Below are 16,899 nucleotides of genomic sequence, written 5' to 3'. Positions count from 1 at the left end.
GCACTAGCCTCGACTCGTGACTTCTTCGATCGAGATCCTGCTGACCGCGGAGCGCCCGCCGGCCTACTCCCACCCCGGCGACGCCGGCGCCGATCTGCACTCCGCCGAGGCGCTCACCCTTGGGCCCGGCGAACGGGCGATGGTGGGCACGGGTGTCTCGATCGCGCTGCCTGACGGCTACGCCGCCTTCGTGGTGCCGCGCAGCGGGCTCGCCGCCAAGCACGGCATCACCGTGGTCAACTCGCCCGGCACGGTCGACGCGGGCTACCGAGGGGAGATCAAGGTCGTGCTCCTCAACACCGACAGCAACGTGCCGTACGATATCGCCGTCGGCGACAGAATCGCGCAACTGATCGTGATGCCGGTGACCAGGGCCGTGTTCGTGCCCGTCGAGACGCTCCCCGGGAGCGATCGCGGGGAGGGCGGATTCGGGTCGACCGGATATTCGTCGCCCACGAACGGAAGCCAGTCATGACCGACAAAGACATCGTGCCCGACGAGCAGCCGGAACCCCAGACGCCCGAGGGCGGCGACTCCGCCCCCGACGACAGCAAGTCGGCCCCCGACAACCGAGCCACCGAGGGCCCCTTCGACGCGAGCGAGGCCAGCCCCGCGCGGCCGTACGTCGACCTGGGCGGGCTCAAGATCCTCCCGCGGGAGGGACTGCACCTCCGCCTCGAGGTCGAGGAGGGCACCAATCGCGTGGTGGCCGTGGGGCTCGACTACGCCGGCTCGACGCTGCAGGTGCAGGCCTTCGCCGCGCCGCGTTCGACGGGCCTCTGGCACGAGATCCGCGAGCAGATCGAAGACCAGATCCTCAAGCAGGGCGGCAAGAGCACGGTGCAGAACGGTCCGTTCGGGCCCGAGCTCGTCGCCGGGGTGCCGGCCGTCGGGCCCGACGGTCAGCAGGGCATGCGCGTCGCCCGCTTCGTCGGCGTCGACGGCCCGCGCTGGCTGCTGCGCGGCGTCATCGCCGGAGAGGCGATGACGAACCCCACCGCCAAGGCCGCGGTGGAGGAGCTCTTCCGCAGCGTCGTCGTGGTGCGCGGCACCGCCCCCATGCCGCCTCGCGACCTCATCCCGCTCACCATCCCGAAGACCGCCGCCTCCGGCGGGGCGCAGGCCGCCGGCGCCTGAGCATGACGAACCAGCCGAACGGGGCCGAGAGGCCGAACCCGTCCGACGACACCACGGCATCCGTCGACCGGGATGCCGCAGCGGCCGGGAATGCCGCTGCGGCAGACCGGGCGGATGCGCCGCAGACCTTCCACGAAGCCTTCGCCCAGGCCGCCCGCAATGCAGGCATCGGCCAGGTGAAGCCGGGGGAGACGCCGACCGCGTCGTCGCTGCTGCGCGCCATCGGCGGGGTGCGCGGGCTGATCGAGTCGATCCTCCCCGGCCTGGCCTTCCTCGTGCTGTACACCTTCACGAAGAACCTCGTGCTCGCCGTGAGCGCTCCCGTTGCCGTGTCGGTCGTGTTCGTCATCGTCAGGCTCGTCACCCGCAGTGCCCCGATGCCCGCCATCGCCGGTCTCATCGGCGTGGGGGTGTCGGCGGGGCTCGCGCTGTTCACGGGGCGCGCCGAGGACAACTTCCTCGTGGGCATCGCCATCAACGTGGTGTGCCTCGTGGTTCTCCTCATCTCCCTCATCGCCCGGAGGCCGCTCATCGGGGTGATCGTGGGCCTGCTCGCGAACGACCCCGGCGGGTACCGCACCGACAGGGCCAAGGGCCGCGTCGTGCTCGTCGCCACCTGGTGCTGGGTGGGCCTGTTCGCCGCCCGGCTCATCGTCGAGCTGCCGCTCTACTGGGCGGGTCAGACGGAGCTGCTCGGCTCGGTCAAGCTCATCATGGGCGTTCCGCTCTACGCGGGTCTGCTCTGGGTGACCTGGCTGCTCGTGCGCGCCGCCTACGCGAAACCCGCGTCGTGATCCCGCCGGGGTCGCCAGGGCTCGATGCGGCGGAGGTCGCCGATCGACAGGCCCGCGGCCTCGTGAACGTGAGCGACTCCACGACCTCGCGGTCGGTGGGGAGCATCCTGCGGGAGAACGTCTTCACCTTCTTCAACGGCATCCTCACCGTCTGCTTCCTCGCGGTGCTGCTGCTCGGCGATCTCGGCGACGGCCTGTTCTACGGCATCGTGGTGGTGAACGCGCTCATCGGCATCGTGCAGGAGCTGCGGGCCAAGGCGAGCCTCGATCGGCTGGCGCTGCTGGCCGCCCCCGAGACCGCGGTGCGCCGCAGCGGCGAGGTCGTGGTGCTGCGACCGGAGGAGGTGGTGCTGGGCGACCTCATGCTGCTGCGCCCCGGCGACCAGGTCACCGCCGACGCGGAGCTCGGCGAGGTCGCCGACCTGCTGGTCGACGAGTCGATGCTCACGGGGGAGTCGGAACCCGTCGCGAAGCGGCCCGGCGAGACCGTGCTCTCCGGCTCGCTCATCGTCTCCGGCACCGCCGAGGCCCTGGTCACGGCGGTCGGCGCCGACGCCTACGCCAACTCGCTCACCCGCGAGATCAAGAAGCGCACCCTCGTGTACTCCGAGCTCCGGGCCGCGACCACGCGCATCCTGGTCTACCTCACCTGGTTGCTGCTGCCCGTCATCGCCGTCGTGGTGGTGGGGCGGGTGCTCGCCTACGGGGGCCTCGACGGGCTGCACACGGTGAGCATCGAGTCGTGGCGGGCGGCGGGCCTCGACGCGGTGGCGAGCGTGGTGGGCATGATCCCCGAGGGACTGGTGCTGCTCACGAGCCTCGCCTTCGGGGTCGCGGTCATCCAGCTGGGGCGGCAGAAGGTGCTGGTGCAGGAGCTCGCGGCGGTGGAGGCGCTGGCGCGGGTCGACGTGCTCTGCGTCGACAAGACCGGAACGCTGACGACCGGCGACATCGGCTTCGAGCGCCTGGTCACCCTCGACGAGGGCTTCACCTCGGAGCGGCTCGACCGGGTGCTCGGCATCATCGCGCACGACGTCGCGGCCAACCAGACGGCACTCGCGCTGCGGCCGCACTTCGCGCTCGACGGGTCGCTCGTGCTCGAGCGGCTGCCGTTCAGTTCGCGGCGCGCCTTCAGTGCGATCAGCCTGCGGCGCGACGAGGGCGACGAGACGTGGCTGCTCGGCGCGCCCGAGCGGCTGTTCGCCGCGCATCCCGACGCCCTCGCCCAGGCGAACGCCATCGCCGCCTCGGGAAGGCGGGCCCTCGCCTTCGGCCTCGGCACCGGTCTCGCGAGCGACTACGCCGACCGGGTCGACCCCGGCAGCGACTTCCGCCCCGCGGCGATTGCCGTCTTCCACGAAGCGGTGCGACCGGATGCGCGCGACACGCTCGGCTACTTCCACGAGCAGGGCGTGCGCGTGGTCGTGCTCTCGGGCGACAACCCGGTGACGGTGGGCGCCATCGCCGACGAGCTCGGTCTCCCGCCCGGCGCGGTCGACGCAGGCACGCTCGAGAGCGACGACGAGCTCGCCGCGGCACTCGGCCGAACGAGCGTCTACGGGCGCGTCGCACCCGAGCAGAAGCGCCGGGTCGTGAAGACGCTGCAGGCCGACGGGCGGGTGGTCGCCATGACGGGCGACGGCGTGAACGACGCCATGGCCGTGAAGGACGCCGACCTCGGCATCGCCATGGGCAACGCCACGCCCGCCACCCGGGCCGTCTCGCGCATCGTGCTGCTCGACAGCCGGTTCGACCGGCTGCCGACCGTGCTCGCCTACGCCCGCCGGGTCATCGCGAACGTCGAGCGCGTGTCGAACCTGTTCCTCTCCAAGACCGTCTACGGCATCGTGCTCGCGCTCGCCAGCGCCTTCCTGCTCTGGCAGTTCCCGTTCCTGCCCCGGCAGATGACGCTGGTGTCGTCGCTGGCCATCGGCATCCCGTCGTTCTTCCTCGCCCTCGCGCCGAACCGCCGCCGCTACCAGCCCGGCGTGCTGAGGAGGGTGCTCGCGTTCTCCCTCCCCTCCGGGCTCCTCGCGGCGGCCGCCATCCTCGCCTCCTTCGCCGTGCTGCGGGCCTGGGTGCCGCTGGCCGAGGCGCGCAGCCTCGTCACCGTCACGCTCTTCCTGGTCTCCCTCTGGGTGCTCTGCGTGCTGGCCCGCCCGCTCACCTCGTGGCGGCTCGGCATGGTGATCTCGGTGGGAGTGGTGTTCACGGCGGCGTACCTCGTGCCGCTGTCCCGCGACTTCTTCGCCCTGCAGCTCGGCGACCCGCTCGCGCTGCTGTTCGCCATCGGGGTCGGTGCCCTCGGAGCAGCCGGCATCGAGCTCTGGTACCGCATCGCGAAGAGCCGCGGCCTGGTCTTCGACCGGGAGTGACGGTGCTATATTTATCTTGACGTCAAGATAAATTTTTTCGGCGTGGATGCTGGGATGCGGGTCTGTTGTAAGGCTCGCCTTCCTAGCCCTCAGGCCCCTCGCGAACAAAGATTGTCGTGAGTCAGCGAAGGTGAGGTCGACGTGTCGGCAGTGAACAGTTTCAGCTCGAAAGACACCCTCGAAGTCGGGGACAAGTCGTACGAGGTCTACCGGATCGACAAGGTCGCCGGCCACGAGAAGCTCCCCTTCAGCTTGAAGGTGCTGCTCGAGAACCTCCTCCGCACCGAAGACGGTGCGAACATCACGTCCGAGCACATCACCGCGCTCGGCAGCTGGGTTCCCACCGCCGAGCCCGACACCGAGATCCAGTTCACCCCCGCGCGCGTGGTGATGCAGGACTTCACCGGTGTGCCCTGCATCGTCGACCTCGCCACCATGCGCGAGGCCGTCGGCGCCCTCGGCGGCGACCCCACCAAGATCAACCCGCTCGCCCCGGCCGAGCTCGTCATCGACCACTCGGTCATCGTCGACCTGTTCGGCTCCGAGAACGCCCTCGAGCGCAACGTCGAGATCGAGTACGAGCGCAACGGCGAGCGCTACCAGTTCCTCCGCTGGGGCCAGACCGCGTTCGACGACTTCAAGGTCGTGCCCCCGGGCACCGGCATCGTGCACCAGGTGAACATCGAGTACCTGGCCCGCGTCACCTACACCCGCGAGGTCGTCGACTCCTTCGGCCAGACGGTCCTCCGCGCCTACCCCGACACCTGCGTCGGCACCGACTCGCACACCACCATGGTCAACGGCCTGGGCGTGCTCGGCTGGGGCGTCGGCGGCATCGAGGCCGAGGCGGCCATGCTCGGCCAGCCCGTCTCCATGCTCATCCCGAAGGTCGTCGGCTTCAAGCTCTCCGGCTCCATCCCCGCCGGTGTCACGGCGACGGATGTGGTGCTCACCATCACCGAGATGGTGCGCAAGCACGGCGTGGTCGGCAAGTTCGTCGAGTTCTACGGCGAGGGCGTCGGCCAGGTGCCGCTCGCGAACCGCGCCACCATCGGCAACATGAGCCCCGAGTTCGGCTCCACCGCGGCCATGTTCCCCATCGACGACGTCACCCTCGACTACCTGCGCCTCACCGGCCGCAGCGACGAGCAGGTCGCCCTCGTCGAGGCCTACTCGAAGCTGCAGAAGCTCTGGCACGACCCCTCGCAGGAGCCCGTGTTCAGCGAGTACCTCGAGCTCGACCTCGGTACCGTCGTGCCGTCGATCTCCGGCCCGAAGCGCCCGCAAGACCGCGTCGAGCTCTCGGTCGCCAAGGAGACCTTCGAGCGCGACCTCGCCAACTACGCCGCGGCCGACGACCTCACCGTCGTCGACGCGGCCGTCGAGGGCACCTTCCCGGCCTCCGACCCCATCGGCTTCACCGCCGAAGACGAGAACCAAGCGCACGAGCACTCCCACTCGACGAGCCACGTGAGCCACGCTCCGGCCATCTCGAAGCCCACCAAGGTGACCACAGCATCCGGCGACCGGTACACCCTCGACCACGGCGCCGTCGCCGTCGCGGCCATCACCTCGTGCACCAACACCTCGAACCCGTCGGTGATGCTGGCGGCGGGCCTGCTCGCCCGCAACGCGAACAAGCTCGGCCTCAAGGCGAAGCCGTGGGTGAAGACCACCCTCGCTCCCGGTTCGAAGGTCGTCACCGACTACTACGCCAAGGCCGGCCTCACCGACGACCTCGAGGCCCTCGGCTTCTACACCGTGGGTTACGGATGCACGGTGTGCATCGGCAACACCGGCCCGCTGATCGACGAGGTCAGCGCCGCCATCAACGACAACGACCTCGCCGTCACCGCGGTGCTCTCGGGCAACCGCAACTTCGAGGGCCGCATCTCGCCCGACGTGAAGATGAACTACCTGGCGTCGCCCCCGCTCGTCATCGCCTACGCCCTGGCCGGGTCGATGAACTTCGACTTCGAGACCGACGCTCTCGGGCAGGACACCGAGGGCAACGACGTCTTCCTCCGCGACATCTGGCCCGACTCGGCGGAGGTGCAGCGCACGATCGACACCTCGATCAACACCGAGATGTTCGACCACGAGTACTCCGGCGTGTTCGACGGCGACGAGCGCTGGCGGTCGCTGCCGACGCCCACCGGCCCCACCTTCGAGTGGGATGCGGAGTCGACCTACGTGCGGAAGCCCCCGTACTTCGAGGGCATGACCCTCGAGACCACCCCGGTCTCCGACATCGCGGGCGCCCGGGTGCTGGCGAAGCTCGGCGACTCGGTCACCACCGACCACATCTCGCCCGCCGGCAACATCAAGGCCGACAGCCCCGCCGGCAAGTACCTCGACGAGCACGGAGTGGCCCGCAAGGACTACAACTCCTACGGCTCGCGTCGCGGCAACCACGAGGTGATGATCCGCGGAACCTTCGCGAACATCCGTCTGAAGAACCAGCTGCTCGACGGCGTGGAGGGCGGTTACACCCGCGATTTCACGCAGGAGGGCGGCCCGCAGTCGTTCATCTACGACGCGTCGATGAACTACCAGGCGGCCGGCATCCCGCTCGTCATCTTCGGCGGCAAGGAGTACGGCTCGGGTTCGTCGCGCGACTGGGCGGCGAAGGGTACCTCGCTGCTCGGCGTGAAGGCCGTGATCGTCGAGAGCTTCGAGCGCATCCACCGCTCGAACCTCATCGGCATGGGCGTGGTTCCGCTGCAGTTCCCGGCCGGCGAGAGCGTCGAGTCGCTCGGCCTCGACGGCACCGAGGTCGTCTCGATCTCCGGTATCGAGGAGCTGAACGAGGGCCGCACCCCGAAGACCGTGCACGTCGTCGCCGCCCCGAGCGAGAACTCGCCCGCGGGCAAGGAGACCGTCGAGTTCGACGCGGTCGTGCGCATCGATACGCCCGGTGAGGCCGACTACTACCGCAACGGCGGCATCCTGCAGTACGTGCTGCGCAGCCTGGTCTGAGGGGTCTGACTGCTCGCCCGTCGCTCCCGCGTCACAGCTCGCCGAGCTTTCCCGCGTCGTAGACTGAAAGATCACGGTGTCATGGGAAGGTGGATGACATGAGCCTGCTCGAGAAGATCACGACGCCGCGAGACCTCGACGCTCTCTCCTCGGAGGAGCTCGAGGTTCTCGCGGCGGAGATCCGCACCTTCCTGGTGACCGAGGTCTCGAAGACCGGCGGTCACCTGGGGCCGAACCTCGGCGTCGTCGAGACGACGATCGCCATCCACCGGGTGTTCGACTCGCCGCGCGACTCGATCGTCTTCGACACCGGGCATCAGTCGTACGTGCACAAGCTGCTCACCGGGCGTCAGGACTTCTCGCGGCTGCGGCAGAAGGGCGGGCTCGCCGGTTACCCGCAGCGCTCCGAGAGCGATCACGACGTCGTCGAGTCGTCGCACGCCTCGAGCTCGCTGTCGTGGGCCGACGGCATCTCGCGGGCGTTCGAGATGACCGGGCAGACCGACCGGCACGTCGTGGCCGTGGTCGGCGACGGGGCGCTCACGGGCGGTATGACGTGGGAGGCGCTCAACAACATCAGCGACGACAACTCGCGCAACCTGGTCATCGTCGTGAACGACAACGGGCGCTCCTACGCCCCGACCATCGGCGGCATGGCGCGCTACCTCAACGGGGTGCGCACGGCCAACGGCTACCGGCAGCTGCACCAGACCAGCTGGCGGGTGTTCGACCGGGTCGGCGGAGCCTTCGGCCGCGCGCTGTACCGCGGTGTGCGGGGTGGTCTGCACGGCTTCCTCAGCCGCATGACGAACAACGCCTCGCTCTACGCCAACCTCGACATCAAGTACGTGGGCCCGGTCGACGGGCACGACGTGCAGGCGATGGAGGAGGCGCTCCGTCAGGCCAAGGACTATGCGGCGCCCGTCATCGTGCACGCCATCACCGAGAAGGGCCGCGGCTACGAGCCGGCCCTCGCCGACGTGGCCGACCAGTTCCACGCGGTGGGCCAGATCGACCCCGAGACCGGCGAGCCGCTCTCCTCGGGGTCGGGAGCGCCGTCGTGGACGGGGGTGTTCTCCGACGAGATCGTGAAGCAGGCCGAGCGCGATCCGTCGATCGTGGGCATCACGGCAGCCATGCTGCGCCCCACCGGTCTGCACAAGCTGGCCGAGCGCTTCCCGGCCCGCGTGTTCGACGTGGGCATCGCGGAGCAGCACGCCGTCACCTCCGCGGCCGGCATGGCGTTCGGGGGCCTGCATCCGGTGGTCGCCCTCTACGCCACCTTCGTCAACCGCGCCTTCGATCAGGTGCTCATGGACGTCGGCCTGCACGAGGCGGGCGTCACCTTCGTGCTCGATCGAGCGGGGGTCACCGGGCCCGACGGGGCGAGCCATCACGGCATGTGGGACCTCGCCATCCTCCAGGTGGTGCCGCGCATCCGTCTCAGTGCGCCGCGAGACGCCGAGCGGCTGCGCGAGCTGCTGGGGGAGGCCGTGCAGGTGACAGACGCGCCGACGGTCATCCGCTTCCCGAAGGGGTCGGTGGGGGCCGAGCTGCCCGCGGTGCGCCGCACGAACGACGGGGTCGACGTGCTGCGCGAAGACGAGCGCGGCGACGTGCTCATCGTCGCGGTCGGCACGATGGCCGAGATCGCCCTCGACGTGGCGAAGCTGCTCGCGGCCGAGGGCATCGGCACGACCGTGGTCGACCCGCGCTGGGTGGTTCCGGTGCCGTGGAGCATCATCGAGCTGTCGGATGCGCACCGACTGGTCGTGACGATCGAAGACGGTGTGCGGGTGGGGGGCATCGGTACGCGCATCCGTCAAGACCTGCGTCAGTCGGGGGTCGATACGGCCGTCACCGAGCTGGGGCTGCCCGATGAGTTCCTCGAGCACGCGAGTCGCGACGAGATCCTCGACCGGGTCGGCCTGACGCCGGCGAAGATCGCCGAAGACGTCATCGCCCAGGTGCGCGGTGACAAGATCCCGATCGCCCGGCCGCTCGGGTCGCGGTCGGACACGGGCAGTATCTCGATCGAGCACCTCACCCGCTGAGTGCGGCTCGGGGCGTGTGCGGTCAGCCGGCCCTGAGGGCGTAGCGCACGCTGATCGCGCCGCTGGGGAGCGCGACGACGTTCGACGCCTTCAGGGCAGGTGTGTTCGCCGCGATGGGCAGCAGGGGAGCGCCGTCGCCCAGCGCCACCGGCATGATCGTGAGCAGGAGCTCATCGAGCAGCCCGGCATCGGCCACCTGAGCGGCGACCTCCCCGCCGCCCACCACCCAGATGTTCTTCCCGCCGGCTGCCTCGACCCACTCCCGGTGCAGCGCGGTGACGTCACCGGCAGCGAACCTGATGCGCTCACCATGCTCGATGGGCGGCAACTCGCGCGAGGTCAGCACCCACGCCTCCTGCTCGGGGTACGCCCATGGGCTCCCTTCGGCGAGCAGCCACTCGTAGGTGCGCGACCCCATCACCACCACACCCACACCGCCGAGGAACTCCTCGTAGTCGCTCTCGAACTCCTCCATCCCGAACTCGAGCAACCACCCCAGCCCGTTCTCCCGATCGGCGATGAACCCATCCACACTCGCCGCCACGTAGTACTGCGTCTTCGTCATGCCCCGACCGTACCCGCGACCTCCGACACTCCCTCCGCCCCGCCGACCCGGTTCAGAAACGCAAACGTCGCGCCGCCCGAGCCCCAGGGGGCGGCGGAGGGCGCGACGTTTGCGGTTTCGATCCGGCGAGCGGGGATAGGTCGCCGCCGCCGGTGAATGGGAGATCCTACTTGCTGCAGACCTTGAGGGCCATGACGTCAGAGGTCAGGCTCTCGCTGCCTCCCAGCAGCACCGCCTTGGTCGCCCCGATGTCGAGGATGTGGCGGGCGGCGTCTCGAGGAATGCAATCGGAGTGGACGAGATAGATGGGCGAGCCCGTCTTGGTGGCGAGCACTGCACCCGCGAGCGCGTCGGGATACCGCTCGCCGGTGGCGAAGTACACCGTATCGGGCTTCTTACTTCCCGACGTGGGGAAGGCGTCGCGAGCGACGGCGGCCGAGGCATCGTAGCGGTCACGGCCCTCGATGCGCTTCACCTGCGACACCTGTGACCGCACGGAAGCCTCCATGCTGTCGGACACGGTGCTCGGGCCGCCCACGATGATGGTACGGGTGACTCCGCGGGCGGTCATGAGACCTGATTCGTCGGGAGTCAGATCGGTCGCGAGGCCATCGACCAGAAGGACGGGAGCTCCTACGCTCCCGCCGGCGGGCGCGGCGCTGAGAGCGTCGGGGAAGACGTTGCCGCTGGCCACGTAGAGGGTCTTGGACGCCGGTGCATCACCGAGGATGATGTTCCGCGAAGCCTCGAACCTGTCCGCACCCGAGATCCGCGTGACCTTCGGGGCGAACGCTGCCAGCCGCGCTTCTACGGAAGGTTCGATGGTCGTGGTGCCGCCAAGGATGACGACTCTTTTGGGTTTGAGCCTCACCAATTCGGCTTCGACTGCGGGTGGCACCGAGTTCGAGTGCGTGAGAAGCAGCGGCGCACCCCGCTGGGCAGCGATCGCAGAAGCGCTCAGTGCATCCGCAAACACCTCTCCGCTGGCGATGTACACGGTGTCGGCCCCAGCTCCGCTGACCACTCGGCTTATCGCGACGGCCTCCTCATAGCGGTCGGGGGCTGCAATTCTGCTGGTCGTCAGGCGTCCTGCGAGGTGGAGTTCATCGTCGTAGACGTCGACGTGGCACGCGACCTGGGACGTCACGCCCCGCTCGGACGTGAGCGTGAGGGTGAAGTCGTAGGCACCCGCGGTCGTCGGCACGACCCGGTACTCGGAGTACCAGCCACCGTCGAAGAGTGATGCACCGTCGGGCAACGACCCCGTGGAAACGCTCGAGGTGAAGGTGCGCGGAAAGGCATCCGGATCGTAGAGGCGTTCGTTGACGTGCGTACCGATCGTTTGCTGGACGGGCGGACACAAGGGGACGGGCGGGGCCTCATCGGCGGCGAAGGCCGGTGCGGCACCCGCGCCGGCCACCAGGGCCACGGAGATGCTGGCGACGGCAAGCGGGAGTACACGGCGTCTGCGGAAGCGGGTCGGGGTCATCAGGAGCCTCTTTCGGATCGAGTTTCTCTCGATCTTCAGATGCACGGGCACACGGGTGATATGGGTAATCGATACTCACGCCCGCGCCGACCCGGGCCGGTTCAGAAACGCAAACGTGGCGCCGCCCGAGCCCCAGGGGGCGGCGGAGGGCGCGACGTTTGCGGTTTCGAACCCGCGAGCGGGCGGGCGGGTTAGGCGACGCCGCGGATGACGGGGTGGTGGAAGGTGTCGCCGAAGGCGCGCTCGGAGGCGCCGACCCGGTCGAGGTAGGGGGTGAGGCCGCCCATCTGGAAGGGGTAGCCGGCGCCCAGGATGAGGCAGAGGTCGATGTCTTCGGCGGCGTGCACGACGTCGTCTTCGAGCATGCGGTGCACCTCGTCGGCCAGCCCGTCTTCGACCCGGCGGAGGATCTCCTCCTCGGTCATCGGCTTCGCCTTGCCCTTCGGTGGAGCGACGATGGCGACTGCCTTCTTGTCGAAGCCCTTGATCTTGCCCTTGTCGTCGCGGTCGAAGATCTTGCCGTGCTCGGCGAGCTTGTGCAGGTTCGCGCTCTCGAAGAAGCGATCGGGGAACGCGGCGTGGTGTGTGTCGAGCACGTGCGCACCCACCTTGAGCCCGACGAGCTCGAGCAGCTCGAAGGGGGTCATCGGCAGGCCGAACGGGTCGAGCGCGCGGTTCATCACCTCGAACGGGGTGCCGGTGTCGACGGCGTGCATCGCCTCGCCGAGCACCTTGGCCAGGATGCGGTTCACCACGAACCCTGGGGTGTCACGGGTGATGACGGCGTTCTTCTTGAGCTTCGCCGCCGTGACCATCGCCGTCGACAGGGTCGCCTCGTCGGTCGACGGCGTGTTCACCACCTCGATGAGCGGCATCACCGCCACCGGGTTGAAGAAGTGGAAGCCGACGAGCCGCTCGGGGTGCTTGAGCTTCGCCCCGATCTGCTCCACCGAGAGCGACGAGGTGTTGGTGGCGAGCACCGCGGTCTCGGAGATGTGCTGCTCGATCTCGGCGAACACGTCTTGCTTCACGCCGAGCTCTTCGAACACGGCCTCGATCACCCAGTCGGCGTCGTCGAACTGCGACTTGTCGGTGGTGCCGGTGACCAGGGCGTTCAGGCGGTTCGAGTCGTCGGGCGAGATGCGGCCCTTCGACAGCAGGGTGGCGATCTCACCGCGGATGTACTCGAGCCCCTTGTCGACGCGCGACTGGTCGAGGTCGGTGATGACCACCGGGACCTGCAGGCGGCGCACGAACAGCAGGGCGAACTGCGAGGCCATGAGACCGGCTCCGATGATGCCCACCTTGGTGACGGGCTTCGCCAGCGCCTTGTCGGGGGCTCCCGCTGGCTTCTTGGCGCGCTTCTGCACGAGGTTGAACGCGTAGATGCTGGCCTGGAACTGGTCACCCGAGATGAGTTCGGCGAGTGCCTCGTCTTCGCGCGCGAATCCCTCCTCGGGGGTTCCCGACTTGGCGGCCTTGAGCAGCTCGAGCGCCGCGTAGGGCGACTTCGCCACGGTGCCGATGCGCGACTCGAGCATCTTGCGGGCGATGCCGATGGCGACGTCCCACTTCACCAGGCGCTCCATCTTGCCCGGCTCGTTGGGGCGCTTCACCTTGATGCGGCCGGTGAGCACGCCGTCGGCCCAGGCGAGCGACTCCTCGAGGTAGTTGCGCGGCGAGAAGATGGCGTCGGCGATGCCGAGGTCGAAGACCTCCTGACTCTTCAGGGTGCGGTTGTTCTTCAGCGGGTTCTCGACGACGACCTTGAGGGCGTTCTCGATGCCGATGAGGTTCGGCAACAGGTACGCGCCACCCCAGCCGGGGATGATGCCGAGGAACACCTCGGGCAGTGCCAGCGCCGGGATGGAGGAGTCGACGGTGCGGTAGTCGGCGGCGAGCGCCACCTCGACGCCCCCGCCGAGCGCGAGCCCGTTGATGAACGCGAACGAGGGAACACCCACGTCTTTCATCGACGCGAAGGCGTAGTGACCCAGCTGGGCGAGCTTGCGCGCCGCATCCTTGCTCGGCACCTCGCCCACCTTGCTGAGGTCGGCGCCCGCGGCGAGGATGTACGGCTTGCCCGTGACGGCCACCGCCTGGATCTCACCCGCCGAGGCGCGCACCTTGAGCGCCTGCAGCGTGTGCAGGTACTCGAGCAGCCCCACCGGCCCGAGCGTGCTGGGCCGGGTGTGGTCGCGCCCGTTGTCGAGCGTGATCAGCGCAAGCGTCTTGCCGCTCGGCAGCGGGATGTCGCGCACGTAGGAGTGCGTGACGACCTCGTCGGCCGAGAAGGCCTCGAGCTCGGAGAAGTCGATGGTGGAGTAGTCGGTCATCGTGCGGCCTTCCTGCTCGCCTTGGCAGCCTTCGACTTGGCGTCGAAGTGCGGGTTCTCCCAGATGACGGTGCCGCCCTGCCCGAGCCCGACGCACATCGCGGTGACGCCGTAGCGCACCTCGGGGTGCTCCTCGAACTGCCGTGCGAGCTGGATCATCAGCCGCACACCCGACGAGGCCAGGGGGTGGCCGATGGCGATCGCGCCGCCGTACTCGTTCACCCGGGGGTCGTCGTCGTCGATGCCGAAGTGATCGAGGAACGACAGCACCTGCACCGCGAAGGCCTCGTTGAGCTCGAACAGCCCGATGTCGTCGATGGAGAGACCGGCCTTGCGCAGCGCCTTCTCGGTGGAGGGCACCGGGCCGATGCCCATGATCTCGGGCTCGACGCCCGCGAAGGCGAAGGAGACCAGGCGCATCTTCACCGGCAGCCCGAGCTCGCGCGCCGTCGACTCGCTCGCGATGAGCGAGGCGGTGGCGCCGTCGTTGAGGCCCGAGGAGTTGCCCGCGGTGACGCGGCCGTGCGGCCGGAACGGCGTGCGCAGGCCCGCCAGACCCTCGAGGGTGGTGTCGGGGCGCGGCGCCTCGTCGCGCGTGGCGAGCCCCCATCCTTCACTGGTGCGGATGGCGACCGACACGAGGTCGGGCTGGATCTTGCCCGCCTCGTACGCCGCCGCGACCTTCTGCTGGCTGCGCAGAGCGTAGCGGTCGGAGCGCTCCTTGGTGAGCTGCGGGAAGCGGTCGTGGATGCGCTCGGCCGTGTTGCCCATGTTGAGCGCCTCGGGGTTCACGAGCTTCTCGGCGAGGAAGCGCGGGTTCGGGTCGACGCCGGAGCCCATCGGGTGGTGACCCATGTGCTCGACACCGCCCGCGATCGCGAGGTCGTAGGCGCCGAAGCCGATGGCGCCGGCGACCGTGGTGACGCTCGTCATGGCACCCGCGCACATGCGGTCGACGGCGTAGCCGGGAACCGAGAGGGGAAGGCCCGCCAAAAGCGCCGCGGTGCGACCGAGCGTGAGACCCTGGTCGCCCGTCTGGGTGGTCGCGGCGATCGCCACGTCGTCGATGAGCTCCTTGGGCAGCCCGGGGTTGCGTTCGAGAACGCCCCCGATGGCCTTGACGACCAGGTCGTCGGCCCTGGTCTGCCAGTACATGCCCTTCTCACCGGCGCGCCCGAACGGGGTGCGCATTCCATCGACGAAGACGACTTCAGATCTTTCGGCCACTATGCCTCCTGGGTTTGGTCGGGTTCGATCCTAGAACCGGGCTCCGACGCCCCTGAATCGATTGCCGCTTTCTACGATGCGGCCTCGGGCGCTGTCTCGTCGGGTTGGTGGGGCTCGACAAAGGAGTCGAGGATCGGTTGTGCGGTCAGCCCTATCTGCCAGGGGCGCGCACCCAGCTCGGCCAGCGCATCCGACACCGTCTCGAGCGTGAGCGGGGAGGGCGGGTTCCACGCGACGCGGCGCAGGAAATCGGGGGTGAGCAGGTTCTCGAGCGGGATGCTGTGCTCCTCGCTCACCGCGGTGAGCGCTGCGCGCGCGGTCTTCAGCCGCGCATCCGCCTCGGGGTTGCGGTCGCTCCAGCTGCGCGGCGGCGGCAGCGTATCGGTGGCGCGCTTCTGGGTGGGGATGTCGTCGGTCGTTCGAGCCCGCTCGATGGCCGCCCACCAGCGGTCGATCTCGGTGCGGCTCGCCCGCCCGGAGAACGCCTTGAGCGACGCCAGCTCCCGTCGCGACGTGGGCAGCGCCTTGGCGGCGACGAGGAGGGAGGCGTCGGGCACGAGCCGCCCCGGAGCCGTGTCGGTCGAGCGGGCGAGGTCGTCGCGGGCGAGCCACAGCTCGCGGGCCGCAGCGAGGTGACGGTCGGGGCGGAGCGAGGTGATGCCCGAGAGCCGGCGCCAGGGCTCGGCCAGCGGCTGCTTCTCCTCCTTGGCGACGACGGCGGCGAACTCCTCGGCGGCGACCTGCTCCTTGCCCTGCTGCCTCAGCAGCTCGGCCATGGCGTCGCGCAGGTCGACCAGCAGCTCGACGTCGAGCGCGGCGTACTCGAGCCAGGAGGCGGGCAGCGGCCTGGTCGACCAGTCGGCCGCCGAGTGCTCCTTGGCGAGGTGGATGCCGAGCAGCTCCTCCACCACGGCGCCGAGGCCGACGCGGGGGAGCCCGAGCAGTCGTGCCGCGAGTTCGGTGTCGAAGACGGTGGTGGGGTCGAGGCCGACCTCGCGCAGGCACGCCAGGTCTTGGCTCGCCGCGTGCAGCACCCACTCCACGTCGCCGATCACCGACTGCAGGGGAGCGAACTCCTCGATCGCCGGCGGGTCGAACAGGAAGCTGCCCGCCCCGCGGCGGAACACCTGGATGAGGTAGGCGCGCTGCGAGTAGCGGAAGCCGCTCGCCCGTTCGGCGTCGACGGCCACCGGGCCCTCGCCGAGCGCGATCGCCTCGACGGCGTCGTGGAAGTCGTCGACCGTCGCGATGACGGTGCGGGCCGGGGTCTCGTTCTGGGGTTCTTTGCTCACGTCACTCACGTCGGGCTCGCCTGGCCTGCAGCATCGTCACGCCATCGACGACGGGAGGCAGACCGGCCAGCATGCAGAGAAGTTCGCTCCAGCCCTCGACATGGGCCTGGAGGTTGTGGTCGGTGGGGGTCCAGGATGCGCGCAGCTCGATCTGCGCCCCGTCGCCCTGGCTCGACAGCTCGCCGAAACCGGTGGAGATGATCTTCGTCGCGGTGCCGGAGGCGGAGATGTAGTTCGCCCCGCGGGCGTCGAGCGCGTCGACCAGCCACGACCAGGCCACATCGGCCAGGAACGGGTCGAGGCCGATCTCGGTCTCGAGCGGCGCCTGCGCGAAGCAGACCACCCGGAACTCCCCGCCCCAGGCCTCCGGCCGCGACTCGTCGTGCAGCAGGATGAACCTGCCGGTGCCGAGCTCGGAGTCGGCCCCATGGCGTTGGGGCGTGACATCGGCGGCGAGCGCCACCGCGTTCGGGGCGAGGTTGGCGGGCGCGGGGATCTCGTGGACGACGAGCTCCGCCCGCGTGTCGGCACGGCGCAGCGAGTCGAGCGCCGCGCCGAATGCCGCCGGAATGTCCGGAGTGAAGGGAGTTTCGGCCACGTCTGCAGACTAGAGTTCTTTGAGCTGTCGGCGGCGAAGGCACGCCGGATGCGA

The 16,899-nt window shown here is 69.4% G+C and carries 12 protein-coding genes; 6 read left to right on the top strand and 6 right to left on the bottom strand.

Annotated elements, in window-relative coordinates; all coding sequences use genetic code 11:
* Positions 1-16: 16 nt before the first annotated feature.
* The 6 genes from dut (at position 17) to dxs (ending at position 9,339) form a co-directional block, all read left to right on the top strand.
* Positions 17-475, top strand: coding sequence for a dUTP diphosphatase (gene dut, locus HL652_RS08425; protein ID WP_171704921.1), 459 nt, complete (start codon positions 17-19; stop codon positions 473-475).
* Positions 472-1,137 carry a DUF3710 domain-containing protein gene (locus HL652_RS08420; RefSeq protein ID WP_171704920.1) on the top strand — a complete coding sequence of 222 codons (666 nt, stop codon included), beginning with the start codon at positions 472-474 and terminating at the stop codon, positions 1,135-1,137. The genes dut and HL652_RS08420 overlap by 4 nt, the downstream gene beginning before the upstream one ends.
* Positions 1,138-1,139: 2 nt before the next feature.
* Positions 1,140-1,931: a DUF3159 domain-containing protein gene (locus HL652_RS08415; protein ID WP_171704919.1), complete on the top strand. Its 792-nt coding sequence runs from the start codon at positions 1,140-1,142 to the stop codon at positions 1,929-1,931.
* Positions 1,928-4,306 carry an HAD-IC family P-type ATPase gene (locus tag HL652_RS08410; RefSeq protein ID WP_171704918.1) on the top strand — a complete coding sequence of 793 codons (2,379 nt, stop codon included), beginning with the start codon at positions 1,928-1,930 and terminating at the stop codon, positions 4,304-4,306. Before HL652_RS08415 ends, HL652_RS08410 begins: the two co-directional genes overlap by 4 nt.
* Positions 4,307-4,447: 141 nt before the next feature.
* Positions 4,448-7,285 carry an aconitate hydratase AcnA gene (gene acnA / locus HL652_RS08405; protein ID WP_171704917.1) on the top strand — a complete coding sequence of 946 codons (2,838 nt, stop codon included), beginning with the start codon at positions 4,448-4,450 and terminating at the stop codon, positions 7,283-7,285.
* A 98-nt stretch (positions 7,286-7,383) separates the two neighbouring features.
* Positions 7,384-9,339 (top strand): 1-deoxy-D-xylulose-5-phosphate synthase, encoded by a 1,956-nt coding sequence (gene dxs, locus HL652_RS08400; RefSeq protein WP_171704916.1) that lies wholly within the window; start codon positions 7,384-7,386, stop codon positions 9,337-9,339.
* Positions 9,340-9,361: 22 nt separating this feature from the next.
* Here the strand turns inward: dxs and HL652_RS08395 are convergent, their stop codons facing one another.
* From HL652_RS08395 to HL652_RS08370, 6 genes are all read right to left on the bottom strand, one after another.
* Positions 9,362-9,904 carry a dihydrofolate reductase family protein gene (locus HL652_RS08395; RefSeq protein ID WP_171704915.1) on the bottom strand — a complete coding sequence of 181 codons (543 nt, stop codon included), beginning with the start codon at positions 9,902-9,904 and terminating at the stop codon, positions 9,362-9,364.
* A gap of 166 nt (positions 9,905-10,070) precedes the next feature.
* The gene (locus HL652_RS08390; protein ID WP_171704914.1) at positions 10,071-11,393 is read right to left on the bottom strand and encodes a cell wall-binding repeat-containing protein; all 1,323 of its coding nucleotides are present in this window, start codon (positions 11,391-11,393) and stop codon (positions 10,071-10,073) included.
* Positions 11,394-11,584: 191 nt separating this feature from the next.
* Positions 11,585-13,729: a 3-hydroxyacyl-CoA dehydrogenase NAD-binding domain-containing protein gene (locus tag HL652_RS08385; protein WP_171704913.1), complete on the bottom strand. Its 2,145-nt coding sequence runs from the start codon at positions 13,727-13,729 to the stop codon at positions 11,585-11,587.
* Positions 13,726-14,919, bottom strand: coding sequence for a thiolase family protein (locus tag HL652_RS08380; protein WP_371743613.1), 1,194 nt, complete (start codon positions 14,917-14,919; stop codon positions 13,726-13,728). Before HL652_RS08380 ends, HL652_RS08385 begins: the two co-directional genes overlap by 4 nt.
* Before the next feature lie 107 nt (positions 14,920-15,026).
* Positions 15,027-16,247 carry an HRDC domain-containing protein gene (locus HL652_RS08375; protein WP_171704911.1) on the bottom strand — a complete coding sequence of 407 codons (1,221 nt, stop codon included), beginning with the start codon at positions 16,245-16,247 and terminating at the stop codon, positions 15,027-15,029.
* Position 16,248: 1 nt separating this feature from the next.
* Positions 16,249-16,845 carry a DUF3000 domain-containing protein gene (locus HL652_RS08370; protein WP_171704910.1) on the bottom strand — a complete coding sequence of 199 codons (597 nt, stop codon included), beginning with the start codon at positions 16,843-16,845 and terminating at the stop codon, positions 16,249-16,251.
* Positions 16,846-16,899: the final 54 nt, after the last annotated feature.

This window comes from Herbiconiux sp. SALV-R1 (assembly GCF_013113715.1).
GTDB lineage: Bacteria > Actinomycetota > Actinomycetes > Actinomycetales > Microbacteriaceae > Herbiconiux.
This window is presented reverse-complemented; position numbering and strand designations above follow the sequence as displayed.